Source organism: Pseudomonas sp. ML2-2023-3 (assembly GCF_037055275.1).
Classification (GTDB): domain Bacteria; phylum Pseudomonadota; class Gammaproteobacteria; order Pseudomonadales; family Pseudomonadaceae; genus Aquipseudomonas.
On sequence record NZ_CP146343.1, the window covers coordinates 2,719,277 to 2,745,763 of the forward strand.

Annotated in this window: 23 protein-coding genes; 17 read left to right on the forward strand and 6 right to left on the reverse strand. The window is 59.4% G+C overall.

Going from position 1 to position 26,487, the window contains the following annotated elements; all coding sequences use genetic code 11:
- The first annotated feature begins 3 nt into the window (after positions 1-3).
- The 6 genes from bcsZ to V6P94_RS12705 are packed head-to-tail and all read left to right on the forward strand — an operon-like array spanning position 4 to position 9,080.
- On the forward strand, positions 4-1,242 hold the full coding sequence (gene bcsZ, locus V6P94_RS12680) for a cellulose synthase complex periplasmic endoglucanase BcsZ (protein ID WP_133078188.1): 1,239 nt from the start codon (positions 4-6) through the stop codon (positions 1,240-1,242).
- Positions 1,218-5,150, forward strand: coding sequence for a cellulose synthase subunit BcsC-related outer membrane protein (locus V6P94_RS12685; protein WP_326398227.1), 3,933 nt, complete (start codon positions 1,218-1,220; stop codon positions 5,148-5,150). Before bcsZ ends, V6P94_RS12685 begins: the two co-directional genes overlap by 25 nt.
- A 17-nt stretch (positions 5,151-5,167) precedes the next feature.
- Positions 5,168-5,836, forward strand: a complete 669-nt coding sequence (locus V6P94_RS12690; RefSeq protein WP_338646749.1) for an SGNH/GDSL hydrolase family protein — start codon at positions 5,168-5,170, stop codon at positions 5,834-5,836.
- A 20-nt stretch (positions 5,837-5,856) separates the two neighbouring features.
- On the forward strand, positions 5,857-6,495 hold the full coding sequence (locus V6P94_RS12695) for an alginate O-acetyltransferase AlgF (RefSeq protein ID WP_326399101.1): 639 nt from the start codon (positions 5,857-5,859) through the stop codon (positions 6,493-6,495).
- Positions 6,496-6,513: 18 nt separating this feature from the next.
- Entirely contained in the window at positions 6,514-7,929 is a 1,416-nt protein-coding gene (locus tag V6P94_RS12700; protein ID WP_133078192.1) for an MBOAT family protein, read from the forward strand.
- 11 nt (positions 7,930-7,940) lie between these two features.
- Positions 7,941-9,080 carry an alginate O-acetyltransferase AlgX-related protein gene (locus V6P94_RS12705; RefSeq protein WP_133078193.1) on the forward strand — a complete coding sequence of 380 codons (1,140 nt, stop codon included), beginning with the start codon at positions 7,941-7,943 and terminating at the stop codon, positions 9,078-9,080.
- A 721-nt stretch (positions 9,081-9,801) separates the two neighbouring features.
- Here the strand turns inward: V6P94_RS12705 and V6P94_RS12710 are convergent.
- Positions 9,802-10,380 carry a TetR/AcrR family transcriptional regulator gene (locus V6P94_RS12710; protein ID WP_133078194.1) on the reverse strand — a complete coding sequence of 193 codons (579 nt, stop codon included), beginning with the start codon at positions 10,378-10,380 and terminating at the stop codon, positions 9,802-9,804.
- A gap of 164 nt (positions 10,381-10,544) precedes the next feature.
- On the opposite strand from V6P94_RS12710, the gene V6P94_RS12715 reads away from it, so the two are divergent.
- From V6P94_RS12715 to V6P94_RS12725, 3 genes are all read left to right on the forward strand, one after another.
- On the forward strand, positions 10,545-11,327 hold the full coding sequence (locus V6P94_RS12715; protein WP_338646754.1) for an SDR family oxidoreductase: 783 nt from the start codon (positions 10,545-10,547) through the stop codon (positions 11,325-11,327).
- A 64-nt stretch (positions 11,328-11,391) separates the two neighbouring features.
- Positions 11,392-12,390, forward strand: coding sequence for an NADP-dependent oxidoreductase (locus tag V6P94_RS12720; protein ID WP_133078196.1), 999 nt, complete (start codon positions 11,392-11,394; stop codon positions 12,388-12,390).
- A gap of 76 nt (positions 12,391-12,466) precedes the next feature.
- Positions 12,467-13,318, forward strand: coding sequence for a helix-turn-helix domain-containing protein (locus V6P94_RS12725; RefSeq protein ID WP_133078197.1), 852 nt, complete (start codon positions 12,467-12,469; stop codon positions 13,316-13,318).
- On the opposite strand, the gene V6P94_RS12730 is transcribed toward V6P94_RS12725, so the two are convergent.
- Positions 13,315-13,902: a LysE family translocator gene (locus V6P94_RS12730; protein ID WP_133078198.1), complete on the reverse strand. Its 588-nt coding sequence runs from the start codon at positions 13,900-13,902 to the stop codon at positions 13,315-13,317. The two genes, V6P94_RS12725 and V6P94_RS12730, sit on opposite strands and share 4 nt — an antisense overlap.
- A 181-nt stretch (positions 13,903-14,083) precedes the next feature.
- Between V6P94_RS12730 and V6P94_RS12735 the strand changes: the two genes are divergently transcribed.
- The 4 genes from V6P94_RS12735 to V6P94_RS12750 all read left to right on the forward strand — a co-directional run bounded on the left by V6P94_RS12735 (position 14,084) and on the right by V6P94_RS12750 (position 18,022).
- Positions 14,084-14,641, forward strand: a complete 558-nt coding sequence (locus tag V6P94_RS12735; protein WP_133078199.1) for a helix-turn-helix domain-containing protein — start codon at positions 14,084-14,086, stop codon at positions 14,639-14,641.
- A gap of 22 nt (positions 14,642-14,663) precedes the next feature.
- Complete coding sequence (locus V6P94_RS12740; protein WP_133078266.1) at positions 14,664-16,010, forward strand: glutamine synthetase family protein; 1,347 nt, start codon at positions 14,664-14,666, stop codon at positions 16,008-16,010.
- Positions 16,011-16,124: 114 nt separating this feature from the next.
- Positions 16,125-16,940 carry a hypothetical protein gene (locus V6P94_RS12745; RefSeq protein ID WP_405046674.1) on the forward strand — a complete coding sequence of 272 codons (816 nt, stop codon included), beginning with the start codon at positions 16,125-16,127 and terminating at the stop codon, positions 16,938-16,940.
- 23 nt (positions 16,941-16,963) lie between these two features.
- On the forward strand, positions 16,964-18,022 hold the full coding sequence (locus tag V6P94_RS12750; protein WP_133078200.1) for a linear amide C-N hydrolase: 1,059 nt from the start codon (positions 16,964-16,966) through the stop codon (positions 18,020-18,022).
- A gap of 244 nt (positions 18,023-18,266) precedes the next feature.
- On the opposite strand, the gene V6P94_RS12755 is transcribed toward V6P94_RS12750, so the two are convergent.
- Positions 18,267-19,853, reverse strand: coding sequence for an aldehyde dehydrogenase (NADP(+)) (locus tag V6P94_RS12755; RefSeq protein WP_133078201.1), 1,587 nt, complete (start codon positions 19,851-19,853; stop codon positions 18,267-18,269).
- Between the two features lie 366 nt (positions 19,854-20,219).
- Here V6P94_RS12755 and V6P94_RS12760 point away from each other — a divergent pair, with 366 nt between their 5' ends.
- From V6P94_RS12760 to V6P94_RS12770, 3 genes are read left to right on the forward strand one after another with little or no spacing between them, the layout of a single operon-like run.
- Positions 20,220-21,443 carry an SfnB family sulfur acquisition oxidoreductase gene (locus tag V6P94_RS12760; RefSeq protein ID WP_133078202.1) on the forward strand — a complete coding sequence of 408 codons (1,224 nt, stop codon included), beginning with the start codon at positions 20,220-20,222 and terminating at the stop codon, positions 21,441-21,443.
- Between the two features lie 2 nt (positions 21,444-21,445).
- Complete coding sequence (locus V6P94_RS12765) at positions 21,446-22,111, forward strand: methionine ABC transporter permease (RefSeq protein WP_338649445.1); 666 nt, start codon at positions 21,446-21,448, stop codon at positions 22,109-22,111.
- Positions 22,112-22,143: 32 nt separating this feature from the next.
- Complete coding sequence (locus V6P94_RS12770) at positions 22,144-22,914, forward strand: MetQ/NlpA family ABC transporter substrate-binding protein (RefSeq protein ID WP_133078203.1); 771 nt, start codon at positions 22,144-22,146, stop codon at positions 22,912-22,914.
- Between the two features lie 6 nt (positions 22,915-22,920).
- Here the strand turns inward: V6P94_RS12770 and pcp are convergent, their stop codons facing one another.
- The 3 genes from pcp to V6P94_RS12785 are packed head-to-tail and all read right to left on the reverse strand — an operon-like array spanning position 22,921 to position 25,245.
- On the reverse strand, positions 22,921-23,559 hold the full coding sequence (gene pcp / locus V6P94_RS12775; protein ID WP_133078204.1) for a pyroglutamyl-peptidase I: 639 nt from the start codon (positions 23,557-23,559) through the stop codon (positions 22,921-22,923).
- A gap of 7 nt (positions 23,560-23,566) precedes the next feature.
- Positions 23,567-24,517, reverse strand: a complete 951-nt coding sequence (locus V6P94_RS12780) for a 5-oxoproline transporter, DUF979 family subunit (RefSeq protein ID WP_133078205.1) — start codon at positions 24,515-24,517, stop codon at positions 23,567-23,569.
- Positions 24,514-25,245: a 5-oxoproline transporter, DUF969 family subunit gene (locus V6P94_RS12785; RefSeq protein ID WP_133078206.1), complete on the reverse strand. Its 732-nt coding sequence runs from the start codon at positions 25,243-25,245 to the stop codon at positions 24,514-24,516. Before V6P94_RS12785 ends, V6P94_RS12780 begins: the two co-directional genes overlap by 4 nt.
- 306 nt (positions 25,246-25,551) lie before the next feature.
- Between V6P94_RS12785 and V6P94_RS12790 the strand changes: the two genes are divergently transcribed.
- Entirely contained in the window at positions 25,552-26,472 is a 921-nt protein-coding gene (locus V6P94_RS12790) for a LysR family transcriptional regulator (RefSeq protein WP_338646764.1), read from the forward strand.
- Positions 26,473-26,487 lie beyond the last annotated feature (15 nt).

A 26,487-nucleotide genomic window follows, 5' to 3' on the forward strand; every position in this document is an offset into this window, starting at 1 on the left:
GGCATGAGTTTCTTCGCGATCTTTCGCAATAAAACCTCAACGAGGCGCCTGCATACGGCGCTTCGTTTGCTTGCCTGTGCTTTCGTAACGTTCACGCTGACGCCTGCGGTGGCTCAAGACGAGGCGTGCAAAAATGCTCAGTGGCCGCTTTGGCAGACCTATGCCTCGCATTTTGTGCAGGCTGACGGCCGGATGCTGGAGTCCAGTGCGCAGGTCAATCAAAGCTCTTCCGAAGGCCAATCCTACGGGATGCTTTTCGCACTGATAGGCAACGATCAGGCGCGCTTTGAAAAGCTGTGGCAATGGACCTTGGCCAACATGGCAGGTGCCGATGTGAGCAAGCGCCTGCCGGGCTGGCTGTGGGGGCAGGGCAAGGACGGCACATGGCAATTGCAGGACGCGAACTCGGCGTCCGATTCGGATTTGTGGATCGCTTATTCGCTGCTGGAGGCAGCGCGTTTGTGGCAGCGGCCGGACTATCGCGAAGCTGCGTTGCAGCTGCTTGCAAACATAGAAACCCAACTGATAGTGAGCTTGCCCGGTTTGGGCAAAATGGTGTTGCCGGGGCCACAGGGTTTCGTGCAGCCCGACCACCTGTGGCGGTTGAATCCCAGCTACCTGCCATTGCCGCTGCTGCGTCGACTGGCCAAGGAGTCACCGGCCGGACCTTGGAAAGAAATAGCCGAAAACACGGTGAAAATGATCAAGGCTTCCAGCCCCAAAGGCTATGTGGCCGACTGGGTTGGTTACCGTGCCACCGGGCCGAAAGCCGGTTTGTTCGTGGTTGATCCGATCACAGGCGAGCAGGGCAGTTATGACGCGATTCGCGTGTACCTGTGGGCAGGCATGACGCCCAAGTCCGATCCACTGGCAGCCCCCTTGCTGGCGATGCTGGACGGTATGTCAAACAGTACTGCGTCCACCGGTATTCCACCGGAAAAAGTCCAGGTCATCAGCGGTGCACTCGAGGGTCAGGGACCGTTCGGGTTCTCGGCTGCGCTGATCCCGTACTTCCAGACCAAAGGTCAGCCCTGGCTGGCACAGGCCCAGCAACGTCGAACCGTACAAGCGTTGGACAAGGCACTGGCCACTGTCGGCGGCGAGCGTACCGAACCTTTGTATTACAACCTCATGCTCAGCTTGTTCGCACTCGGCTGGGCTGAAAATCGTTTTCAGTTTCGTGATGACGGAACACTCAAATTGTCTTGGGAGACGTCATGCGTCCGCACCGCCACTCGCTAGCCATAGGTTTTTTAACCGCCATGATCAGCACTGCCGTCCACGCCGACACAAGGGACGTGCAATCGCAGTTGGTCGAGCAGGGCCAGTACTGGCAGGGCCGTGACAATTCACTACGAGCTGCTGAAGCTTGGGAAAAAGTGTTGCGTCTGGACCCCAATCAAGTCGACGCCCTTTACGGTATGGGCCTTGCCAGCATCAAGCAGAAAAAGTCTGCGCAAGCCAGGCAATACCTGGAACGCCTGCAGGCTTTGTCGCCCCGCCCTTGGTTGGCTGCGCAGCTGGAACAGGACCTGGCCCTTACCGAGCCGCAGAACATCGCGCTTCAAGCCGAGGCTCGCCGTCTGGTCGATAGCGACCAGCGTGACCAGGCGACTCAGGTGTTTCGCAAACTCTTTGCCGGGCGCACACCGTCAGGCACTTTAGGCCGAGAGTATTACAACAACCTTGCATTCAACCCTGCAGGCTGGCCGGAAGCTCGCAAAGGCATGGAGCGTTTGCTGCACGAAACGCCGAATGACTCGATTCTGGCGCTGTTTCTTGCCAAGCAATTGGTTCGTCACGAAGACACTCGTCCCGAAGGTATTCGTGCCCTGGCCAAACTGTCGACGCGGCCCGACATCGGTGGTGACGCTGACGAGAGCTGGCGTCTGGCGCTGGTGTGGTCCGGTCCTCCGAGCGCTGCCCAGGCACCTTTGTTCGAAGCTTTTTTGAAGGCTCATCCGGATGATCAGGAAATACGCGATCTACTGAACAAAGGTAAATCGAAAGCCAGCACTGCTGGCCGGGTAGCGAGCTGGCAACCAGATCCACTGGTAGAACGTGGATTGCAAGCCCTTGAAAAAGGCGATCAGGCAGGTGCCGAGCAAGCTTTCGCCGCACGCCTGAAAAACAAGGCCAATGACCCTGATGCACTGGGTGGTCTTGGTGTTGTGCGCCAACAACAGAATCGTCTGGTTGAGGCTGAGCAGTTGCTCAACCGTGCCATTGGCAATGGGGGGGCGCGATGGAAGCCCGCATTGGACAACGTGCGCTACTGGGCCTTGCTGCAACAGGCGCGCAACCAGGCCAAGGCTCAACCCGACAAGGCCCGGCAGAACATTGCACAGGCCATGCGTCTTAACCCTAAAGGCGTCGAAGCGCGCCTGGCCCTGGCAGATCTCCAGGCCCAGAACGGTCAACTGGATGAAGCCCAGGCCAGTTATCGCCAAGTATTGAGTGTGCAGCGAGATAATGCGCAGGCCGTACAAGGGCTTGTGAATGTGCTGTCGCAATCGGGGCAGGCCGATGAGGCATTGCGCTTGCTCGATACCCTGACTGCAGCCCAGCAGGCCGAAATGGGCGGCGGTGGTCGGTTGCGTGCGCTGCGCTCCACCCAGGCGGCTGCATTGGCCGAACAGCGGGGTGATACCCGTGGTGCGCAACAGGCGTTGGTGCAAGCCGTCAAGGACGACCCGGATAACGTTTGGACCCGTTTTGACCTCTCCCGCCTTTACCTCAAGACCGGCGAGCCACAAAAAGCCCGAGACCTGATCGACAGCTACCTCAAGGCGCATCCGACCGACGTTGACGCGCTTTACACCAGCGCTTTGCTCTCGGTGGAAATGGAGCAGTGGGACGCTGCCCAGGCCGCCATCAGTCGCATTCCTGCGGGCCGCCGCACCGCCGATATGAGCGAGCTGGCCGACCAGATTACCCTGACGGTGCAAGTCAAACTCGCCGCTACCATGGCCAAGCGCGGCCAGCGTCAGGAAGCCCTGGCCCTGCTTGATCGTTTGCAACCGATGGCCAGCCGCAGCCCGGACCGGATGGCGACGCTGGCGTCGGCCTATGTTGACACCGGTGACGCCACACGTGCGTTGACCATGATGCGCGACGTCATTAACCAGACACCGACACCGTCCGCCGACCTGATGTTGCAGTACGCCAATCTGCTGTTGAAGACGGGCAATGATGCTCAGGTCAATTCGATTCTGCGGGGCCTGCAAAATCAGCCAATGAGCCTTGCTACACGCAAGCGCTTCGATGATCTGCTTTACCAGTATCGTATTCGTCAGGCAGACCTGCTGCGTGAAGGCGGTGATCTGGCAGGCGCTTATGACACGTTGGCACCGGCGCTGGCGTCACGCCCCGGGGATGCGGGTGCGGTTTCGGCACTGGCGCGCATGTATGTCAGCAGCGGTGACAATGCCAAGGCATTCGAGCTGTACAAACCCTTGCTGCAGCGTCAGCCAAACGACCCGCAGATCTTGCTCAATGCAGCGGACGCCGCCGTTCTGGCCCGTGATAACGGCTACGCCGAACGTGCGCTGGAGCAGTTCGTGAAGCTGCAAAACTACGACCCGCAGTCCTTGACCGAAGCGGCACGGATCTACCGCAGCATGGGCAAGTCTGCTCAAGCCACCCACCTGTTGCGCAAGGCCGTAGACATCGAGCAGACCGAGAAAAAACGCAGCCTGGCGACGCAGGCTGCCGGTACGGGCGCGGCGCCCAACCCTTTTGCAGGTTTGTCGGGGCCGGGTAATCAGGTTGGCCGCGGGGCGATCGACGGGATTCCTGCTCCGGCGCAAGCCGTGCTGGATTCGGCATCGTATAGCGCAGGCAGCAATTCGTTATTGCCTCAAGACGTCTATCCAGGTCAGCAACAAGCCCGCGTGGCAGCCGCAATCCCGAGCCGTGCGGCCGTGCCCTCCGGGCGATTTGGCAATGCCGGGGCCAATCCTTTCGCGCCGCAAGGCACGGTCAATGTAGCGGTAGATCAGGCCAGTTCTGCCCAGCGTGCACTGGACAGCATCCTTCAGGAACGCAGTGCTTACGTGACTCAGGGTGTGACCGTGCGCACCAATGACAGCGAGCCGGGCCTGGGCAAGATGACCGATATCGAGACGCCGCTGGAGATTAATTTCCCGGCAGGTGACAACCGTCTCGCTGTGCGTGTGACGCCGGTATCCCTGAACGCAGGACGGGTGGGTGTGTATGCCGCTGAACGCTTCGGCAGTGGCAACGCGTCAACCGAAGGTATTGGTGCCCAGCGTGAAAGTGGTGTGGGTGTGAGCGTTGGCTTCGCTCGTCCGGATGAAGGCATCAAGGCTGACATCGGCACTACGCCAATCGGCTTTCAATACAGCACCGTCGCCGGTGGTGTGAGTGTGGATCGCCCGCTCGCCAGCAATTCCAATGTGCGCTATGGCGTCAACGTCTCGCGCCGTCCGGTAATCGACAGCGTGACGTCGTTCGCCGGTACTACCGATGAACGTAGCGGGCAGTCGTGGGGCGGTGTGACGGCTAACGGCGGTCGTGGCCAACTGAGCTACGACGACCAGGCGATTGGCGCCTATGGCTACGGCGCGTGGCACAAGCTGTTGGGCCATAACGTAGAGTCCAACAGCCGTGCCGAACTGGGCGCCGGTGTTTACTGGTATCTGCAAAATGATGAAGACAGCAAGCTGACCCTCGGCCTGAGCGCCACTGGCATGAGCTTCGACAATAACCAGAACTTCTTTACCTACGGTCACGGCGGCTATTTCAGCCCGCAAAGCTACTTTGCCCTTGGGGTGCCGGTGGCCTGGTCGCAGCGCACCGAGCGCCTCAGCTATCAGGTCAAGGGTTCGGTGGGTGTCCAGTACTCCCATCAGGCGGGTGCGGACTACTTCCCTGGCGACAGCACGCTGCAAGCTGAAAACGACCAGCGCTACTCCAGCGAGAGCAAGGCTGGGGTTGGTTACAGTCTCTCCGCAGCCGGTGAGTACAAGTTTGGTTCAAACTTTTTTCTGGGGGCCAATCTTGGTCTGGACAATGCCCAGGACTACCAGCAAGTCACGGGTGCCATGTACTTGCGTTACATGTTTGAGGACATGAACGGCCCGATGGCGCTGCCCGTCAGCCCTTACAGTTCCCCTTATTCCAATTGATGTCCTGGAGACTTTAAATGCCTTCATCTGTTCTAGCCGGTATGACCCTTCTTGTTCTTGGGGAGAGTCACATGAGCCTGGCCAATCACCTGATGGAACCACTGCACGCCAACTTGACCCAGCAAGGCGCGAATGTGCATTCGATTGGCGCGTGCGGGGCCAGCGCTGGCGATTGGCTTATCACCAAAAAAGTCGATTGTGGGGCTGAAAAAAAAGGCAACGGCAAGATTGTGATCAAGGGGCGTGATGCGACTACAACCCCAATCAAGGACTTGATTGCCGCCGACAAGCCGGACCTGGTGGTGCTTGTGATTGCCGACACCATGGCCTCGTACGACAAGCCGGTATTTCCCAAGGCCTGGGCGTGGCAGAACGTGTCTGCACTGGCCAAGGAAATCACCGCCAACGGTGCCAAATGCGCATGGGTAGGCCCGGCGTGGGGCAAAGAAGGCGGCATGTACAAGAAAAACGATGCGCGCACCAAACTGATATCCGCGTTTTTGGCAACCAACGTCGCGCCTTGTACCTACATCGACTCCCTGGAGTTCTCCAAGCCCGGGCAGTGGGTGACCACTGACGGCCAGCATTTTACTGTTGCGGGCTACAAGTCCTGGGCCAATGCCATCGGCAATGCGTTGGGCAAACTGCCACCTGAAGCGGTCAGCGCCAAGGGAGAGAAGAAGTGATTCGTCCACTGACGGGTGCGATGACACTGTTATGTAGCATGTGCACCCTGGCTGCCGATTTTGCCCTGTATCCCACCGGCCCCAGCCAGGACGCAGCCTTCATCCGCTTCGTCAACGCCACCACGGCGCCCCTGGACGTCATCGGCCAGGCAGGACAGCCGCCGTTGCGCCTTGAAGTGGCGCAGCCGGCGTCGCTATTGTTCCCGGTGGACTCGACCAGTCCGGTCAAGGGTTCTCTGGTCAGTGGCGGGCAACAGCTGGCGCTGGATCTCAAGGTTGAGCCCGGGGAGTTCGCGACGATTGTTGTCGTGTCGCAGGGTGCGGGTATCGAGCAAGTCGCCGTGCGTGAGACACCTGACGATTTCAACGGCCTCAAGGCTTCGCTGGCGTTCGTTAACGTCGATAAATCCTGCAGCGATGCCAGTCTGCGTCCTGCCGGGCGCAGCGCCGATCTGTTCAAGGCGGTGCCCGTCGCCAGCCTGCAACGGCGCTCGATCAATCCGGTGAACCTTTCGGTGCAACTGGTGTGCGCCAACGCCAATGTGGGTGCTGCGCTGGATTTGGGCATGCTCAAGGCGGGGGAACGCTACAGCGTGCTGCTGGTGCCTTCTGCCAGCGGGCCACGTCTTTTGAGCGCAACGGACACTCTGTCCCACTGATCGGATTCTGCCGCTGCCATGGTCTTCGCCTCACTCGAGTTCCTGACGCTGTTTCTGCCAGCCTTCATGCTGATTTACGCCCTGGGCAAGCCCCAGTGGCGTAACGTCATTCTGTTGATCGGCAGCTGGTTGTTCTATGGCTGGCTGAACCCGATGTTCCTCGCGTTGCACGTGGCGTTGACCATCGTTGCCTGGGTCGGCGGGCTGCTGATTGATCGCTCCCGCGAAGACTCAAAGGGCAGGGTGCGGCTGTTGATTGCGCTGATCGTGTTCAACACCGCAGTGCTGTGCTGGTACAAGTACGCCAATATCCTGGCTGCAACCTGGATGGAATGGATTACCTGGCCGGGCGCGATGCCCCTGGAGTGGCAGCGGGTGGCGCTGCCGGCAGGGCTGTCGTTTATCGTGCTGCAGGCCATTTCCTATCTGGTGGATGTGCACCGCCATACGGTGCCGGTGGAGCGCAGCTTCATCAACTACGCCACCTATATTTCGATGTTCGGCCACTCCATAGCAGGTCCGATCATTCGCTATGACTGGGTGCGTCGTGAGCTGACCCGGCGCTATTTCGACTGGCAGAATTTTTCTCTGGGCGCACGCCGTTTCATGGTCGGCATGTGCATGAAAGTGCTGGTGGCAGATACTCTGTCGCCATTGGTGGATGTGGCGTTCCATCTGGATAATCCGTCCTTTGTCGACGCCTGGATCGGTTGCCTGGCCTACTCGTTGCAACTGTTTTTCGACTTCGCGGGCTACAGCGCCATGGCCATCGGCCTCGGCCTGATGCTGGGCTTTCACTTTCCGGAAAACTTCAACCAGCCTTACCTGGCCAGCAGCATTCAGGATTTCTGGCGGCGCTGGCACATGTCCTTGTCCAGCTGGTTGCGCGACTACCTGTATATCGCCCTGGGCGGTAACCGTAACGGGGCCTGGAAGACCTATCGCAATCTGTTCCTGACCATGGCCATTGCCGGGCTTTGGCATGGCGGCGATAGCTGGAATTACCTGCTGTGGGGGGCCGCTCACGGGGTGGCGCTGTGTGTGGACCGGTTGTGGTCGCGATCGAACCTGCCGAGTATTCCTCCACTGTTCTCCCATACCCTGACACTGCTGTTTGTGTTCATGGCCTGGACCCTGTTCCGTGCGCCGGATTTTGCATCGGCCCTGACTATGTATGCCGGCCAGTTCGGTTTGCACGGGTTTGCCTTGGGCGACGCGTTGGCCGTGACGCTGCGCTCGGCTCACGGCCTGGCGGCGCTGCTCGGCGTGGCATGCATTATCGCGCCGCTGTTCAAGGACCGTGTTGAGCAGCGTTTTGGTACTCAAGTGTGGTTTGTTCCTATAGCGGCCCTGTGGCCGGTGGCGGGTTTTCTGCTCTCGTTCGCGTTGATCGCGAGCCGCGAGGCGGTGCCCTTCCTCTACTTCCAGTTCTGATGGCCGCGCCCATGTCTTCTTCAACGCCCCAACCGGCTGTACCGACTGAACTCACCGCCCGTGTCAGCAGGTTGGGCGGCGTTGTGTTTGTCGTATTTCTGGCCGTCAGTTTTGCCTCGTCGCTCTGGCTGTTGATCAGCGGCAAGGTCCAGATGCTGCCCCCCGACCTGACCCGCGACGCGGTGCTGCATGGCGAGGTCACCCACAAGATCGCCAAGCAGTTGTCAGAGGCTGGGGTGCCGCGAAAGGCGGCAGATCTGGAACGCGGCGCGAGCTGGCTGATGCTGCACGACACCGGCGCACGGGTCCGTCCGGGATGTGATGGCTGGTTGTTCTTGACCGATGAAATGCGCATCAACCGTCATGCTCAGGCCAATGCACAGATCAAGGCGGCGGCGGTGCGTGATATCCAGCAGCAACTGTCGTTGCGAGGCATCCGCTTGCTGGTGGCCGTGGTGCCGGACAAGAGCCGTATTGCCAGCGGGCAGCTGTGCGATTTGCGTCGGCCGGTGCAGTTGCACAATCGCGCAGTGGCCTGGGTTGAAGCGCTGAACAAGGCAGGGGTAAGTGCTTTGGATCTGGCGCCAGCCCTGCAATCACTGGGCAGCGAAGCTTACCTGCGCACCGACACCCACTGGAGTGAGGCGGGCGCCTCGGCGGCGGCCAAGGCCATCGCTGTGCGGGTACAGGCGATGGGGATCACTGCCACACCCCACAAGGATTATGAAACGGCACTGCAAGACCCGGCGCGTCGCCCGGGAGATCTGGTTCGCCTGGCCGGTCTTGAATGGTTGCCAGCAGGATTGCAACCCGCAGCCGAGTCTGTGGCGGCGAGCCGGTTCAGTGAGAAAGCCGGGGAATCGCAGGGTGATGCAGACAGTCTGGATGACCTGTTTGGCGACGATAACCTGCCGAATGTGGCACTGATTGGCACTTCGTTTTCTCGCAACTCCAATTTCGCCGGGTTTATGCAACAGGCCCTGGGTGCGCCGATTGGTGACTTTGCCAAGGATGGAGGCGAGTTTTCCGGTGGTGCCAACAACTACTTCAATAACCCGGCATTCAAACAGACGCCCCCTGCGCTTGTGATCTGGGAAATCCCCGAACGTGATTTGCAAACGCCTTACAGCGACGTGATCAGGCTGTTGTAAATCGCCGGTCTGTAGTCGCTGACGAGCCGTGCGAGGCTGCGTCAGGTTTGGTGCGCCACTGCGACGCAGCAGTCGTAAAGTCAGCCTCTTCGGTTTTTCAGGCACACCGCGTGTTCCGGTTTTGCGACCGCTTCGCGATCGATCGCAGCCTCGTTCTACTCGTCAGCGACTACAACAAGAGTTGGTGGCGAATCTGTAGTCGCTGACGAGCCGTGCGAGGCTGCGTCAGGTTTGGCGCGCCACTGAGACGCAGCAGTCGTAAAGTCAGCCTCCTCGGTTTTTCAGGCACACCGCGTGTTCCGGTTTTGCGACCGCTTCGCGATCGATCGCAGCCTCGTTCAACTCGTCAGCGACTACAACAAGAGTTGGTGGCGAATCTGTAGTCGCTGACGAGCCGTGCGAGGCTGCGTCAGGTTTGGTGCGCCACTGCGACGCAGCAGTCGTAAAGTCAGCCTCCTCGATTTTTCAGGCACACCGCATGTTCCGGTTTTGCGACCGCTTTGCGATCGATCGCAGCCTCGTTCAACTCGTCAGCGACTACAACAAGAGTTGGTGGCGAATCTGTAGTCGCTGACGAGCCGTGCGAGGCTGCGTCAGGTTTGGTGCGCCACTGAGACGCAGCAGTCGTAAAGTCAGCCTCTTCGGTTTTTCAGGCACACCGCGTGTTCCGGTTTTGCGACCGCTTCGCGATCAATCGCAGCCACGCTACGCTCCTCAGCGACTACAAGTCGCGGGGGCCCATGGGGCCGAGAATCTGCTTGCGGCAAACCTCGAGAATTTCATCTGCCAGCGCGCTGTTATCAGGGCAGGCCCGGGACAGCACGATCGCACCAATGGCATGGGCCATGGTGTCTATTATCCTGGCCCGCATGTCCTGTGGCTCAACGCCGGCGAACGTGGCACCTGAGCGCTCAACGGCGGCCAGCATGTTTTCGAGCCCTTGGGCAAAGGTTGTCTTGACCTCTTCAGGCTGTCGCGCTGCGTCCCCGCACAAGGCCGCCAGGGTGCAACCCTCTCCCGGCGCATCACGGTGCTGGCGGGAGAGGTACTGGTCAAAGAACCCGGCAATATCGTGCTCTGCGCTTTTTTCCAGCGAGCTTGCCAGTCCGCACGCGGCAGCTTCAGCCATCAGGTCAGCCTTTGAGCCAAAGTGCTTGTAGAACCCGCCATGGGTAAAGCCGGCCGCGGCCATGAGATCCGCCACCCCCACACCGTCATAGCCACGCTCGCGAAACAGCCTGGAAGCCGTTTCGACGATGTGTGCCCGGTTCGCCTGCGCCTGTGCTTTTGTGACCCTCATCGCTTTATGCCTCGTTCAAACCACTGACAATCAAGCGCCCAATATACATGGATGTCGACCATCATCAAAATAGTTGACGATTTAGATTATGATAATCATCATAAAGCCTCTTCGATCGACAGGCCGCATCCCGCGGCTGGATTTATTCTTGAGAGAGCGCCTCCATGACTACTCATTCCTCAGTCCTTATCACGGGCGCTTCCAGCGGTATCGGGGCGACCTATGCCGAGCGCTTTGCTCGCCGTGGCCACGATCTGGTGCTGGTTGCCCGCGACAAGGCGCGACTGGAAGCCCTGGCGACACACTTGCGCCAGCAATACCGTGTTGCCGTCGATGTGTTGCAGGCAGACCTGACCCAATCCAGTGATCTGGAGGTGGTTGAAGCGCGGCTGCGTTACGACTCCAGCATAGGCATCCTGATCAACAATGCGGGCATTGCCCAGTCGGGCGGTTTTCTGGAGCAGACAGCACAGAGCCTCACGACAATTATTGCGCTCAACACTGTTGCGCTGACGCGACTGGCCAGCGCGATTGCGCCACGGCTGGTGCAGGCCGGTGAGGGGGCGATCGTCAATATAGGTTCGGTCGTAGGCCTGGCGCCTGAGTTCGGCCAGTCGGTCTACGCTGCAACCAAGGCGTTTGTGCAGTTGCTGTCACAAGGGTTGAGTCACGAGTTGTCGCCCAAGGGGGTTTATGTCCAGGCGGTTTTGCCTGCCGCAACCCGCACCGAAATCTGGGAGCGCGCAGGTATCGATATCAACGTCCTGCCTGAGGTGATGGCGGTGGGTGAGTTGGTCGATGCCGCGCTGGTCGGTTTCGACCGCCGTGAGCGAGTGACCATTCCGCCTTTGCATGACGCTGCCCGTTGGGATGCGCTGGATGGCGCCCGTCAGGCGCTGCTGGGGGATCTGCGGATGGCCCATGCTGCCGATCGCTATAAAAACTGATTGATGCGGGGTTGCCGCACCGGGGGCAGTTGCCGCTCGGTGCCTCAACCCGGAGCCGCCTGCTATGAAAGCTTTTTTTATCGATGGATATGGCAAGGACACTGGACGGATAGGGCACTTGCCCGACCCTGACGTTGGACCCGACGAAGTACTGGTCAAGGTGCATGCCGCCAGCGTCAATCTGCTGGACTCCAAAATCCGCAAGGGCGAGTTCAAACTGATCCTGCCCTATCGGTTTCCACTGGTTCTGGGTAACGATCTGGCGGGCGTGGTGCTGCGTGTGGGCGACAATGTTCGCCAGTTCAAGCCGGGAGACGAGGTCTATGGACGTCCCAGCGAGGACAGCATGGGGACTTTCGCTGAGCTTATTGCGGTGTCCCGGGATGCGCTTGCGCTTAAACCCGTCAACCTCGACATGGCGCAGGCAGCGTCCATCCCTTTGGTCGCGCTGACGGCCTGGCAGGTGCTGGTAGAAACCGCGCAACTGAAAAAAGGGCAGAAGGTGCTCATTCACGCAGGTTCCGGCGGGGTGGGCAGTATTGCCATTCAGTTGGCCAGGCACTTGGGCGCTTTAGTGGCCACGACCACCAGCACCCGCAACGTTGAATGGGTGAAGGCCCTCGGGGCCGATGTTGTGATCGACTACAAGCAGCAGCACTTCGACACGTTACTGCACGACTACGACGTGGTGCTGAACAGCCTTGACGCTGGCACCCTCGAAAAATCCCTCAAGGTGCTGAAACCGGGAGGCAGGCTGATTTCGATCTCCGGCCCACCTACTGCGCAGTTTGCCAAGGCTCAGGGGCTGAACTGGGGGTTGCAGCAGGTCATGGGCCTTCTGAGCTATGGCATCCGCCGCAAAGCCCGCAAGCAGGGTGTGAGTTATTCATTTGTTTTCATGCGGGCCAATGGCGAGCAGTTGCGTGAAATCAGCGCGCTGATTGAGTCTGGTGTGATCAAACCAGTGGTTGACCGGATGTTTGAGTTCAACGACACAGCGCAGGCGTTGAGTTATGTCGAGCAAGGCCGGGCCAAAGGCAAGGTTGTCATTCGTGTGACCTAGCTTCAAGTGCTAGGCTGGCAGGCAGACAAAGGCCGTGAAATCCATCGTGGCCCATGATCTTCCCGGTCCCGATACCATGCCCGCAAGCAATCAGGTCAGTACCCTTGCCGTCGATCCAGGCTGCGCAACTCCGAAATTCTGGAGGGATGCGCAGTTGCCTTTTATCGAGGCGCGCTCAATCGCCGATGGCCGCAAGGTCTGCTATGCGCGGCACTCTCACGAGATATTTTCAATCGGTGCAATCACTTCAGGTTGCTGCAATTACCTGCATGAAAAAACCTCCCACACCATCAGCGCAGGTACGGTGGTGCTGATGAATCCGGGGGATGTTCATGCCTGTAATCCGGTCGAGGATCAGCTGTGGTCATACGTGATGTTGTATGTCGATGCCCACTGGCTGGCAGGTATTCAGCACGGTTTTGAGGCGGATGCCAGCGGGGTGTTTCATCCCGTCGCGGCCACTCACACCCAATCCCCAGCATTGTTCAACGGCCTGACCGCCCTCTATGCACAACTGGTCGACCCTCGGCTAGAGGTGCTGGCCAAGCATGAGGCGGCGATCCTGTTTTTTTCGTCGATGCAGCAAGAGCTGGGCGGTTCGGTGGCGCTGCGCAAGAGCGCCAATGTGCGGGTGGAGCGGGCCGCCGACTATATTGATGCGCATTTCCTGCGCACGATTCGACTGCAGGACATCTGTGAAGCTGCCAGCCTGTCAGAGGCTTACCTGATTCGCGCATTCGAGCAGCGTTTCCACATGACGCCCCACGCCTATCTGATCAACCGGCGGATTCAACATGCGCAGACGCAGTTGCGCGAAGGTGCGTTGATCGCCGATATCGCTCATCAGACCGGCTTTGCCGATCAGGCGCATTTTCAGCGGGTATTCAAAAAATATCTCGCCGCCACGCCCGGCCAGTACAAGACTTAAAACCACAGCAAAGAGACCGCACAGCCCGCCAGCATGGCCGCCATGCTGCGGTTGAACAGGCGAATGCGCCTGGCGCTGCGCAGATAACGGCTCAGGAATGCCCCGGTGCAGGCCCAGCAAGCCACGGACGCGTAGCAGACGACAAAGTAGATCAGCGCGAACGACCAGATCAGCACGGCCTCACCGCCGGCGACAAAGGCGCCCATGCCCGCAACAGCAGCCAGCCAGGCCTTGGGGTTGAGCCACTGCATGGCCGCGCCTTTTAAAAATGAGGGGTGTTGCGTGTCACCCTCGAACTCGATCCGGCCGTTATCCATCGCCAGCTTCCAGGCCAGGTAAAGCAGGAAGGCCATGCCTGCCCAGCGAATCAGGTCGGTCAGTATCGGCCACTGCTTGAGCACTTCATGCAGGCCGAAACCGGTAAACAGCAGCAGCACGACAAAACCGACCGTTGCGCCCAGCACATGGCGCAGGCTGGGGCCCAGGCCAAACTGCATGCCGGAACTCAGGGCGACGACATTGACCGGTCCGGGTGAGATGGATGCTGCCAGGGCAAACGCCGCCATCGAAATCAACACGCTCATCGTTACTGTGCTCCGTTCAGGGGTGTGCCAGAAGGTTAATGGGCGGGCACTTTGGCGTATTGAACAAAACTCCCCTGTGAAGACGTTGGCGGATGCGAGCAGAGCAACTGCCTTGCACTTGTGAAATTTAACCTGTAGTTTTTCATGAAATTAAATTACTAAAATTTCACGGCGGCCCGGGATGAACAAGCAAGAAGAGATGGCCGCGTTGGCGATCCTTATCCACGACCTGCGCAAACACAAGAAATACACCCTCAAGGAACTGGCGGACAAAATCGGCCGCTCGGTGGGTTTTTTGTCCCAGGTCGAACGCGGGATATCGCAGCCGACAGTGGCTGACCTGACAGCGATCAGCGAAACCCTGGGCGTGCCGACTACCTATTTCTACAGCTTGCCAAAACCCAAGCAGTTGCCCTGGGTGACCCGTCCCGATGAGCGCCGCACGTTGTATCTGGGCAACGGAATTACCGACATTCTGGTCTCGCCAAAAATCCGCGCCTCGTTCTCCATGCTCGAGAGTTTGCTGGAAGCTGGCGCCAACAGCGGCGAGCGGCATATGACGGACAGCTCGGAGCAGGGCGGTTACGTGATCGAAGGTCAATTGACCCTGTGGCTGGGCGACGATGATGAGCCCGCCACCCTGTACGCCGGGGACAGTTTTCAGTTCGACAGCCACACGCGCTGTCGCTACGCCAACCTGACATCGCAGCTCACGCGAGTGCTGTGGGTCTACACCTGATAACAATAAAGGAACTCCCATGATGGATGCTGCATGCTCCGATTTGCTGGCCGAAGTGCGTGCCTTTCGCCAGCACAACCCCGAGGTGCGTTATGTCGATCTGATTTCCCTGGATATTCCCGGGCATTTCTACGGCAAGCGCTACCCCATCGACATGCTTGAAAAAGTGGCGGCGGGCAGCGTGCTCAAATTGCCGCAAAACTGCGTGTTACTGGGTGTACAGGGCGGGCTGTTCAAAATTGGCGACTACTGCTTCAACGACGGCGACCCGGATGCCGTCCGACGCCTGGTGCCAGGCACGCTCAAGCCGGTGACCTGGGAAGGCAAGCCGCTGGGCCAGATGCTGATTACCTCCGATGGCACCGAAAAACCGATTGTCTTCGAGCCCCGGGAAGTCCTCGCCCAGGTGTTGGCCCGACTGGCGCGAAAGGGCATTCACCCGGTGGTGGCGTTCGAGCTGGAGTTTTACCTGTTCGACAAGCAACTGCGTGAGGGTCTGGTGCAGTTTCCTCGTGATCCGTTGAGCGACGATGCCGATGACCAGCCCAATATGCACATCGAACGCTTGTCGCGCTTTTCTCCAGTGCTTGATGACATGGTCGATGCGGCGCAGGCCCAAGGGATCGAAGCAACCGTGATCACGGCCGAACTGGGGCCGGGGCAATTCGAAATCAATTTTGGTCATCTCGACGACGGTTTACGTGCGGCGGACTGGGCGGCCCTGTTTTGTCGCAGCACCCGGGGCGTTGCCCTCAAGCACGGCTATCGCGCCAGCTTTATGGCCAAGCCCTATCTGCAGCATCCTGGCAGCGGCATGCATGTGCATGTCAGCCTGTATGACGCTGACGGCAACAACCTGTTGGCACTCAATCAGCAGCAGCCGCTGCGGCATGCCGTTGCGGGTTGCCTGGCATTATTGCCCGCGAGCATGCCGATTTTTGCTCCCAACCAGAACGCGTTTCGCCGACTGGGCGGCACGACCAATATCGCTACCCAGGCCAGTTGGGGTTATGAAGACCGGGATGCCTGCTTGCGGATTCCGGAGTCTGATGCAAAAAACCTGCGGATCGAATATCGCCTTGCGGGCGCCGATGCCAACCCCTATCTGGTGCTGGCGGCGATTCTGGTCGGGTTGGAGCATGGGCTTGAGGCGGGTAAAGAGCCGATTTTGCCGCTTAACGAAGACCGCAACAGCGGTATCGCTTTCCCGCTTGAGATGCTTGAAGCCGTGCGGGGCATGCAGCACCAGCCTCAGTTGCGCGAAGGCTTGGGCGGCGAATTTGTCGATGTTTACTGCGAGAACAAGCGTCAGGACCATCTGGCTTTCATGCAAGAAATCAGTGCCCGGGAATATCGCTGGTTTTTGTAAATGCCTTATGGGGTAAAGACTTATTGGCGCCGGCAATGACTGCACCTGACAGCAGATTTTCAGGGGATACCTGCTATACCTACTGGTTGAATCCATGACCGGTTAATCAGGGCAATGAGAAAACAGACTGTCAGATGTGCGTCTGCGGCGTTGCCGCTGGTGTTTTTCCTGCAGATGGCGCAAGGGAGTGAGTCGCCAGCAACCACCAATACCCGTGACTCGGAATGGTTGTTGTTGGCGAGCCCCTTTGTGTGGGCTCCGTCAATGACCGGGCAAGCGGCGCTTGGCGGGGTCAATACAAAAGTGGATGTACCGTTCTCGGATGTGATGGAAAATTTGAGTTCGGTTTTCATGGGTAATCTGGAACTGACCAATCGCACGCTGGGGTTTTATGTCGATGGCGTGTATGCGAAAACCCACCAGTCCGAGAGGGTGTTCGGGCGCAAGGTAGGTCTGGCAATCGCCCAAAGCACCCTTGCGGTGGGTGCGTATTACCGTGTCTATGAGTATGAGTTTGGCGGCTCCACGATTTTTGGCGAACCTCGCGCCTGGCGCGTCGAGCCCACGGTCGGTGTGCGCTGGACCAAGCTGTCGACAAAACTGAGCGTCGACTCTGTGGGTTTCAGCACCAAGAAAAAAACTGAGTGGACAGACCCGTTCGTGGGCTTGCGCATGCAGGCCGACCTGACGGACCGCTGGCTGCTCTCCGGCGAAGCCGACACCGGCGGGCTGGATACGTCTTCCAAAAAAACCTGGAACGCCCAAGGGTATCTGGGTTACCGGATGTTCCTGGCGGATCACCCCACGATCATTCGTGTCGGTTATCGGGTGCTGGCTCAGGACTATCGAACCACCGACTTTACCGGCAACAAGTTCAAGTACGACGTGACCCAGCGCGGCCCGGTACTTGGCTTGTCCATGCGCTTCTAAACCCGTATTGAGGATTCAAGTGAATGAAGTTGCTCAAACACACCCAACATCTGACGTTGGCACTGGCAGGCTTCATGCTCGCGTTGCCGGTCGCCAATGCCTGCACCCGTCTGGTTTATCTGGGTGACAACGACACGGTGATCACGGCGCGGTCCATGGACTGGAAGACAGACGTGGCAACCAATCTGTGGATCTTCCCCCAGGGTATGCAGCGCACCGGGGAGGCAGGGCCGGGCTCGCTGAAGTGGACGTCCAGATACGGCAGTGTGATTGCCACGGGCTACGACATTTCAACCACTGACGGGGTCAACGAAGCCGGGTTGTCGGCAAACCTGCTGTGGCTGGTGGAGTCTGAATATCCGCCGGTCAATAAAGACAAACCCGGGTTGAGCATTTCTGCCTGGGCCCAGTATGTCCTGGACAACTTCAGCACCGTTGCCGAAGCGGTCGATGTACTCAAGACCGAACCCTTCACCGTTGTCACCGCCAATGTGCCGGGTGAAAGTCGTTTGGCAACGCTGCACCTCTCAATGTCCGATGCCTCGGGCGACAGCGCGATCATTGAGTTTATCGATGGCAAGCAAGTGATTCACCACGACCGCAGCTATCAGGTCATGACCAACTCCCCTGCGTTCGATGCGCAGTTGGCAATGAATGCGTATTGGCAATCCATTGGCGGGACGGTGATGCTCCCCGGCACCAATCGTTCTGCAGACCGCTTTGCCCGGGCGTCTTTTTACGTCAATGCGGTGCCAAAGAATCAGGACGCGCGCTTGTCACTGGCCAGCGTATTCAGCGTGATCCGCAACGTTTCAGTACCGTACGGCATTACCACGCCCGGCGAGCCGAACATATCCTCGACCCGCTGGCGCTCTGTGATCGATCACAAGCAGGGGTTGTACTTTTTCGAATCGGCCGTCACCCCGAACACGTTTTGGGTGGACTTGAACAAGGTCGATTTTTCAAAGGCAACGGGCACCGTCAAAAAGCTGAACCTGGGCCCGGACCAAAGCACCATTTACTCCGGAGAGGTCTCAAGCCGCTTTCAGGTCACTCCGGCGTTCAAGTTTGAGGGGGTTTAATAATGCGCGGCGGCCTGAGGGCAGAAATCACCTGGGTCCGCACTGCCTGATATCGCGGAACTACGTGTTGTAGTCGCTGACGAGGTACGAGGCTGCGATGGACCGCGAAGTGTCCCGGCTTTTGAAGGCCCTGCGGTCCTTATCGCAGCCTCGTACCTCGTCAGCGGCTACAAATTGATCTTTAGATGAAATTACATTGCCTGACGGACCTGTACGCAGGGCCCCATTACGGGGCCCGCGCAGATCAGCTGGCCAGTGCGTCGCGGCTGTGCTTGCCGTCAAGCAAGCGCTGGATACCCAGCGGGTTGGCATTTTTAAGCGCGTCCGGCAAAAGGCTGTCCGGATAGTTCTGGTAGCACACCGGGCGCAGGAAGCGGTCGATGGCCAGCGAGCCCACCGAGGTGCCACGGGCATCGGATGTCGCCGGATAAGGCCCGCCGTGAACCATCGCATCGCACACCTCGACGCCGGTCGGGTAACCGTTGAGCAGTAACCGTCCGGCCTTGTGTTCAAGCACCGGCACGACCTCGGCGAACGCCTGCAAGTCAGCGGGCTCGGCAATCAGCGTGGCGGTCAGTTGGCCATGCAAGCTATGCAATGCCTGCATCAACTGCGCCTTGTCCGCGACTTCGACCACCAGGGTGGTCGGTCCGAAGACCTCTTCCTGCAACACCTCGGCGCCATCGATCAGCAGGCTGGCATTGGCCTGGAACAACTGCGGGCTGGCCTGATTGCCTTGTTGCGGCGCGCCTGCAAGGTGGCGGATACCATCGACCCCTGCCAGGCGCTGGATACCTTTGCTGTAACTGACCAGGCCCCCGGCATTGAGCAGTGTCTGTGGGGCCTGAGCGTTGAAGAACTGGCTGAGTGCCTGGACAAAGGCACTGAACCCGGGTGAGCGGATACCCAGCACCAGGCCCGGGCTGGTGCAGAACTGGCCTGCGCCCAGCATCACCGAACCGCCCAGCTCCCGTGCAATCTGCTCGCCGCGGGCAAGCAGCGCCTGAGGCAAGACCAGCACCGGGTTGATGCTCGACATCTCGGCAAAAACCGGGATCGGCTGGGGTCTTGCTGCGGCCATGTCGCACAGGGCACGGCCTCCGGACAGGGAACCGGTAAAGCCGACAGCGTGAATCGCGGGATGCTTGACCAGCACAGCGCCCACCCCCGCACCGTAGATCATGTTGAACACACCGCCAGGCATGCCGGTGCGCTCGGCGGCGCGCACAATGGCAAGCGCCACCCATTCAGCGGTTGCCATGTGCCCGCTGTGAGCCTTGAACACCACCGGGCAACCGGCCGCGAGTGCCGAAGCGGTATCACCGCCAGCCGTGGAGAAGGCCAGCGGGAAGTTACTGGCCCCGAACACGGCCACCGGCCCTACGCCCATTCGGCACTGACGCAGATCTGCACGGGGCAAAGGCTGGCGGTCAGGCAGCGCCTGATCGATGCGCGCGCCGTAAAAATCACCACGGCGCAGCACGTTGGCAAACAGGCGCATTTGCCCGCTGGTGCGCCCGCGTTCGCCCTGGATGCGCGCAGCTGGCAAGGCAGTCTCGCGGCAGACAATGGCGATGAAATCGTCGCCCAGCCCGTCAATTTCTTCGGCAATGGCCTCCAGGAACTCGGCCCGTCGGGTGGCGGGCAATCTGCGAAAAGCTGGAAACGCGGCGCTGGCCGCACTGACAGCGGCATCCACTTCGGATTCGGTGGCCTGGATAAAGTGGTAGGGCAGCGCTTCGCCGGTGCTGGCATCCACGCTTTGCAGGTGCACGGTGCCAGCACCGCTGCGGTGTCCGCCAATAAAGTTCTGTCCGGTGATGCGTGTCATATCAATGTCCCTTCAGGCCAGTGCTACAAGATTTTTGTGCCAGCTGCGAATCAGGTAATCGCGCCGCAGGTCTCTCAAAAGGGAACCCTCAAGGCTCCTTCAGGCGGCCACTGTAGTTTTTGTCGAAGTGGCTGCCCAATGACGAATGTGGATTGGGCGATAACCATTGGTCATACCTTGACCCCGCCAAGGGTGTTGGCCAGGCAACAGTTGCAACACAGACTGTTGCCCTGGCAACTCCGGATGTTTCTGGTTTTTCGTAAGCAATTGATTTTTATATAGAAAATAGATGGCATGGTTTCTGCTCTCACTCATTTAACGGTCGCTCCTGCTGGCGACCCATTATGAGTAACGAGTGAGAAGTCCATGTCGTACGCCCCTGCCGATGCCCCGTACCCCCTTTCTGTTGCCAATGCCCATGTCATCCGCACGGATGCTGAAGCCATCGACGTCGCCCATAAAGTCGCGGCGTTTCTGCTGGAGGGTGATGCTGAACGTGATCGGCTGCGCCAGGTGCCTGCCGAGGTGGTGGATGTGTTCTCCAACAGTGGCTTGTGGGGCATCACCGTGCCCGGGGAGTACGGCGGCGCGCAGGTGTCATACGCCACGCTGGCCGAAGTGATCACCATTATTTCCGCTGCGGATGCTTCCCTCGGGCAGATCCCGCAGAACCATTACTGCCTGCTTGAAGATATCCGCCTGCAAGGGACGCCAGAACAAAAGGCTTTCTTTTTTGACCTGGCGCTCAAGGGCAATCGTTTTGCCAATGCCATCTCGGAGACCGGCGGCAAGACGGTGCAGGACATCCAGACGCGCTTTGTCCGTGACGGCGATGAGGTGCTTGTCAACGGTCGCAAGGGTTACTGCACCGGTTCTTTGTATGCTCACTGGCTGGGTGTGCTGGCGCTGGATGACGAAGACAGGGCGCATCTGGCCTTTGTGCCGCGCAACAGCCCGGGACTCACTGTGGTGGATGACTGGTCGAGCATCGGCCAGCGCAACACCGCCAGTGGCACGGTGCTGGTGCAGGATCTGCGGGTGCCCGGGTTCAATGTCTTCAAAACCTACCGCTCCTATGAAAACCCGACCCTGGCCGGTCCTTTTGCCCAGATCACCACGGCCGCCATTGACGCCGGGATTGCCCGTGCGGCGTTGCGCGACACTCTGGTTTTTGTCCGCGAACACGCCAGGCCCTGGATCGACTCGGGGCTGGAAAAGGCCAGTGATGATCCACTGACCATCATCCAGATCGGCCGGCTGAGCATCCAGCTGGATGCCTCTGAAGCCTTGCTCGAACGCGCAGGCAAAGTGATGGACAGCGTACGGGCGGCGCCCGATGAAGACGGTGTGGCGCGTGCCTCGGTGGCGGTGGCCAAGGCCAAGGTACTGACCACCGAAATTGCCCTGGAAGCCAGTACCCGCCTGTTTGAACTGGGCGGTACGCGCTCTTCGCTGGCCCGCCATAACCACGACCGTCACTGGCGCAATGCTCGCGTACATACCCTGCATGACCCGGTGCGCTGGAAGTACCACGTGGTGGGTAACTGGCTGCTGAACGGGATCAACCCTCCACGTCACGACTGGTCATGAGCATGGTCGAGCTGCTGGTCAGCCTCAACTGGCCGGAAATCGGCCAGGCCTGCATTGCCACGCTGAGCATGCTTGGCGTGGCGCTGGTTTTTACCGCTCTGCTTGGCCTGCCCCTGGGGGTCTTGATGTTCCTGACCGGCAAACAGCAACTTCACGCCAAACCCGGTGTGTACCGGGTGCTGTCGATGCTGGTGAACATGTTCCGCTCCCTGCCGTTCATTATTTTGCTGATTGCGCTGATCCCCCTGACCGCTTTTCTCATGGGCACCTCTTTGGGGGTGAAGGGGGCCATTCCACCGTTGGTGGTGGGTTGCACGCCGTTCTTTGCACGGCTGGTTGAAACCGCCCTGCGTGAGGTCGACCACGGGGTGGTGGAGGCCACCCAGGCAATGGGCGCCAGTACCTGGCAAGTGGTGCGGCACACCTTGTTGCCCGAAGCGCGCGGCGGGCTGATTGCAGCTATCACCGTTACCGCCATTGTTCTGGTCGACTGCACCGCGATGGCGGGGGTGATCGGTGGTGGCGGGCTGGGGGATCTGGCGATTCGTTTCGGCTATCAGCGTTTTCAGACTGACGTGATGGTGATCACTGTGGCGCTGCTGGTCCTGCTGGTTCAGGGCCTGCAAGTCAGCGGTGACCGTCTGGTTCTGCACTACAGCCGTCGCTGAGACGGCCCATTTATATTGTGCGGAGTTCTGCCATGAAAAAGCTTGTTGCCCTTGCGGCTGTTTTTGCTGCCCTCACGGCTCACGCCGGTGAAAAGCTGGTGGTGGGCGCCAGCCCGGTGCCCCACGCCGAGATTCTTGAGTTCGTTAAGCCCGAGCTGGCCAAGCAAGGCGTTGATCTGGATATCAAGGTATTCAGCGACTTTATCCAGCCAAACGTGCAACTGGCCGAGAAAAATATCGACGCCAACTACTACCAGTATCGACCGTTCCTGGATGAGTTCAACAAGACCCGTCACACCGATCTGGTACCAGTGATTGGTGTGCACATCGAGCCTTTCGGCGCTTACTCGACGAAGATCAAACAGATCTCCGAGTTGAAGGATGGTGCGTCGGTGGCCATCCCCAATGACCCGGTCAATGCGGGCCGTGCCCTGGTGCTGCTGGATGATGCGGGGCTGATCAAACTCAAGGATCCGGGCAACTCTCTGTCGACGACCCGGGATATTGCCGAGAATCCCAAGCACCTGAAAATCCGCGAACTGGAAGGCGCGTTGCTGGCGAGGTCGGTGAATCAGGTTGATCTGGCGTTTGTGTTTGCCAACTACGCCCTGGAAGCGGGCATCGATACCAACAGTGCGTTGATTGTGGAGAAGGGCAAGGATCTGTACGTCGAGTATCTGGTCGCACGCCCGGACAACATTCAAAGCCCGGCCATCCAGAAACTGGCCCGGGCACTGAACTCGCCGCAAGTGCGCGAGTTCATCCTGACCCGTTACAAAGGCCAGATCGTGCCGGGGTTTTGAGGGTTGTCAGCTGATCTGACCGCCGCTTTCCCGTACATCGTGGAAGGTGTCCAGCGCCGTGATCACCGCGATGCGCAGCCCCTCGGTCTGGATTGAGAGTGCCATGGATGGTCCGCCGCATTGCTCCGCCTGTTCCGGCAGTGCAGGCACATGGATAAACCCTGCGCGCACCGCAGACCCGGCCAGTGCATGTTGCAGGCAATAGAACACCTGATTGCAGACAAAGGTGCCCGCCGTGTGCGACACCGAAGACGCAATGCCAGCCTCCTTTAACGCCCGAACCATTGCCTTGATGGGCAGGGTGCTGAAGTAGGCGGCCGGGCCGTCCGGTACCACGGGTGTGTCGATTGGCTGCGCGCCCAGGTTATCGGGAATGCGGGCGTCGTTGATGTTGATTGCCACCCGCTCGATGCAGATGTCAGCGCGGCCGGGCCCCAGCCCGACTGCGATCACCAGCTCTGGCTCAAACTCTTCCAGTAACTGGTGCAGCCGTGCGGGTGCCAGGGCAAACGCGCAGGGCAACTGGCGGCCGACGATGCGCACATCGCCATGGGAGGTGCCGTCCAGAAGGCGCACGGCCTCCCAGGACGGGTTTACGGTGTCTTGGTCGAACGGTTCGAAGCCGGTCAGCAGTACAGTGCGCATACAGTCCTCACATCAGCACGTAAAGAAGCACGATATTGACCACCAGCATCATCAGCGCGGTGGGCATTTGCGCCTTGATCACGGCGTATTTGTCCGGCAGTTCCAGCAGGGCAACGGGCACGATATTGAAGTTGGCCGCCATCGGCGTCATCAGGGTACCGCAGTAGCCGGAAAACATGCCGATTGCAGCCATGACCGCCGGGTTTGCATCGTAGATGCCCACCAGTACCGGTACGCCGACACCGCCGGTCATCACCGGGAATGCGGCAAAACCGTTGCCCATGATCACGGTAAACAGCGCCATGCCCAGGACGTAGACCATCACCGCAACCAGGCGATAATCCATGTTGATGTACGCGGTGGTGACATGGGCAACAGCGGTGCCCACACCTGCGTCGTTAAATAACAGACCAAGCATGGCCAGCATTTGCGGCAACACCATGGTCCAGCCCAGGGTTTCGGTCAGGCGTCGTGATTCACGCAAGCCTTGCAGCGGAGTGTCGCGGGTCAGGATGCACGCCAGGACCAGTGCCACCACGCAGCCGATGCCCAGTGACACGAACGTGGTGTTTTTTGGGTCGAGCAGCGGCACGCCACCGATCTGGGTGTTTTTCAGCAGGATGGAACCAATCACCGTCACCAGCGGAATCGACAGGGCCGGAATGAACAGTTTGTGGCCCAGGCGCCCGGCACTGGCCCGCGCAGCCTTGATATGCAACTCGGCGTGAGTGCCACGGCCTACGCCACCGATGCCTGCAATGGCGGCCATGACCAGAACGCCAACGCCGACCACAAACGGTGACAGACGATCGCCAATCAGGAACACCAAGGCGAACAACGCCCAGAACAGGCCGCTGGTCCAGCGTTTCGGATGGGTACGGTCACACACGATCATGCCCGCAGTGATCATCAACAGCACACCGGCCAGCCAGTAGAAGTACTCGATAGAGATAATCATCGTGCCAGCTCCCGGGTTGCGTCAGCTTCTTCGCGGGCAACTTCGTCCATGCTGCGTGACAGCATCAGGTCGAAGCGGTACAGGCGCAGTGCGTGCACGATAAAGGCACAAATGGCGGTCGGGATGCCCCAGAACGCAATGTGCAGCGGCTCGACATCAAGCCCCGAACCCAGCAGGAAGGTGTGCATCAGTGCGATTGCACCAAAGGCGACGAACACGTCTTCGCCAAAGAACAAGCCGATGTTGTCGGTGGCCGCGCACATGGCCAGGACTTTTTGCCGTACCGGGGCAGGTAGCTTTCCGTACTTGTTTTCAGCGGCGCCCTCGGCCATCGGTGCCAGCAGCGGACGGACCATTTGCGGATGCCCGCCCAGACTGGTCAGGCCTACTGCTGCCGTGGTCTCGCGCACAAACAGATACATGATCAGCAGACGCCCGACGGTGGCACGCTGGAAGCTGGCGATCCAGTTTTGCGCATGCAGGCGCAACCCGTGGCGTTCGAGCAGGCCGATCACGGCCAGAGGCAACAGCAGAATCAATTGCAGGGCGCGGGTTTGCAGGAAGCCTTCACCCATTTCGCTGATGATTTTTTCCAGCGGGAAGTTGGCGGCAAGGCCGGTGACGATGGCTGCCGCGCTGACCACCAGCAGTGGATTGAAGCGCAGCACAAAGCCAATGATGATGACGAACACGCCAATCAAGGGCCATAGATTTACGACGGTTTGCATGAGGGGGGAATCCCTTTAGCTGATTGCCGCTGCACCAGGGCAGGCTGGTGAGAGCAAGTCGAAAGCGGTCAGGCACACTTTCGAAAAATCGGTACGCTGCCGGACTCAGCGTGTTTTTTTATTTTTGACGCCCGATGAGCGTCATTGGCCGATATGGTTGGTGGCTTTGGGTTGTGCGTCCAGTCAATAAAAGTTGTCACCGCTGAACAAAAAAGTTTTACCAATCACCGACTTAAGCCGACTGGCTTGCGGCTGCGGCAAGGGTTTACAGTACGGCCCTGGTTTTGATTGGGTGAGGCGTCCTAAATGAACATGCGATTTCTTCTGACATTCGTCTGGGTGGCGCGCCTTGGCAGCTTTCGACTCACGGCCGAAAAACTCTCAAGCACTCAGGCGGCCATATCGAGTCGCATTTCAGTCCTCGAAACCGAGCTTGGCGTGCAGTTGTTTCAGCGCGATTCCCGTGGGGTCAATCTGACCCGTGAAGGCCATCAAGTGCTGGGTTATGCCGAGGAAATGCTGGCCACCCAGCAGCGCCTGTTTCAATCCCTGGGACAGGCAGACAGCTTCGCCGGGCGCTTGCGTATCGGGGTGATGGACACCGTCATCCACAGTTGGCTGGGGGATCTGATCAGCGCGCTGAGCCGCGATTACCCGCAGGTCGAGGTCGAATTGACGGCCGATACGGCGCTGAACCTGAATGAGCAACTGCTCAAGGGGCAGCTGGATCTGATCTTTCAAACAGACCTGCTGCGCGCCGATGGCGTACGCAATGTGAAGTTGGCCAGTTATCCCCTGAGCTGGATCGTTGCCAAGGATGCTGCCCTGGATCGCAATTACGAGAGCCTGGCTGATTTGTGTCAGGAGCGGCTGCTGACCTTCTCTCGCCTGTCACGGCCACATCAGGACATGCTCAATTTTTTGCATCAGCACGACATTGTGGCCCCGCGCATCAGTTGCATCAACTCGGTGGCGGCCATTATCAAACTGGTGGCCGACGGGTTCGGCATCGGTGCCTTGCCACCGGTGCTGGTCAGCCGCGAGCTGCAAAGCGGCGCGATGATCGCCCTGGGGATCGAAACTGCACCGGGCTTTGCGGTGTACGCCAGCTGGCGGGCAGGGGCGGGGCTGGAATTGAATGAAGCGGTGGTGAGCCTCAGTCAGGCTGTGGTGGCCGAGTATCAGCGCAGCGTTGTCCCTGAACACTTTGTTTTACCCGGCATCTGATCCGTATTTTTTTGC

Excerpts from the sequence above, each read along its gene's own strand:
- bcsZ (WP_133078188.1), top strand. The coding sequence starts at position 4 with ATGAGTTTCTTCGCGATCTTTCGCAATAAAACCTCAACGAGGCGCCTG.
- V6P94_RS12685 (WP_326398227.1), top strand. The coding sequence starts at position 1,218 with ATGCGTCCGCACCGCCACTCGCTAGCCATAGGTTTTTTAACCGCCATG.
- V6P94_RS12690 (WP_338646749.1), top strand. The coding sequence starts at position 5,168 with ATGCCTTCATCTGTTCTAGCCGGTATGACCCTTCTTGTTCTTGGGGAG.
- V6P94_RS12695 (WP_326399101.1), top strand. The coding sequence starts at position 5,857 with ATGACACTGTTATGTAGCATGTGCACCCTGGCTGCCGATTTTGCCCTG.
- V6P94_RS12700 (WP_133078192.1), top strand. The coding sequence starts at position 6,514 with ATGGTCTTCGCCTCACTCGAGTTCCTGACGCTGTTTCTGCCAGCCTTC.
- V6P94_RS12705 (WP_133078193.1), top strand. The coding sequence starts at position 7,941 with ATGTCTTCTTCAACGCCCCAACCGGCTGTACCGACTGAACTCACCGCC.
- V6P94_RS12710 (WP_133078194.1), bottom strand. The coding sequence starts at position 10,380 with ATGAGGGTCACAAAAGCACAGGCGCAGGCGAACCGGGCACACATCGTC.
- V6P94_RS12715 (WP_338646754.1), top strand. The coding sequence starts at position 10,545 with ATGACTACTCATTCCTCAGTCCTTATCACGGGCGCTTCCAGCGGTATC.
- V6P94_RS12720 (WP_133078196.1), top strand. The coding sequence starts at position 11,392 with ATGAAAGCTTTTTTTATCGATGGATATGGCAAGGACACTGGACGGATA.
- V6P94_RS12725 (WP_133078197.1), top strand. The coding sequence starts at position 12,467 with ATGCCCGCAAGCAATCAGGTCAGTACCCTTGCCGTCGATCCAGGCTGC.
- V6P94_RS12730 (WP_133078198.1), bottom strand. The coding sequence starts at position 13,902 with ATGAGCGTGTTGATTTCGATGGCGGCGTTTGCCCTGGCAGCATCCATC.
- V6P94_RS12735 (WP_133078199.1), top strand. The coding sequence starts at position 14,084 with ATGAACAAGCAAGAAGAGATGGCCGCGTTGGCGATCCTTATCCACGAC.
- V6P94_RS12740 (WP_133078266.1), top strand. The coding sequence starts at position 14,664 with ATGGATGCTGCATGCTCCGATTTGCTGGCCGAAGTGCGTGCCTTTCGC.
- V6P94_RS12745 (WP_405046674.1), top strand. The coding sequence starts at position 16,125 with ATGAGAAAACAGACTGTCAGATGTGCGTCTGCGGCGTTGCCGCTGGTG.
- V6P94_RS12750 (WP_133078200.1), top strand. The coding sequence starts at position 16,964 with ATGAAGTTGCTCAAACACACCCAACATCTGACGTTGGCACTGGCAGGC.
- V6P94_RS12755 (WP_133078201.1), bottom strand. The coding sequence starts at position 19,853 with ATGACACGCATCACCGGACAGAACTTTATTGGCGGACACCGCAGCGGT.
- V6P94_RS12760 (WP_133078202.1), top strand. The coding sequence starts at position 20,220 with ATGTCGTACGCCCCTGCCGATGCCCCGTACCCCCTTTCTGTTGCCAAT.
- V6P94_RS12765 (WP_338649445.1), top strand. The coding sequence starts at position 21,446 with ATGGTCGAGCTGCTGGTCAGCCTCAACTGGCCGGAAATCGGCCAGGCC.
- V6P94_RS12770 (WP_133078203.1), top strand. The coding sequence starts at position 22,144 with ATGAAAAAGCTTGTTGCCCTTGCGGCTGTTTTTGCTGCCCTCACGGCT.
- pcp (WP_133078204.1), bottom strand. The coding sequence starts at position 23,559 with ATGCGCACTGTACTGCTGACCGGCTTCGAACCGTTCGACCAAGACACC.
- V6P94_RS12780 (WP_133078205.1), bottom strand. The coding sequence starts at position 24,517 with ATGATTATCTCTATCGAGTACTTCTACTGGCTGGCCGGTGTGCTGTTG.
- V6P94_RS12785 (WP_133078206.1), bottom strand. The coding sequence starts at position 25,245 with ATGCAAACCGTCGTAAATCTATGGCCCTTGATTGGCGTGTTCGTCATC.
- V6P94_RS12790 (WP_338646764.1), top strand. The coding sequence starts at position 25,552 with ATGAACATGCGATTTCTTCTGACATTCGTCTGGGTGGCGCGCCTTGGC.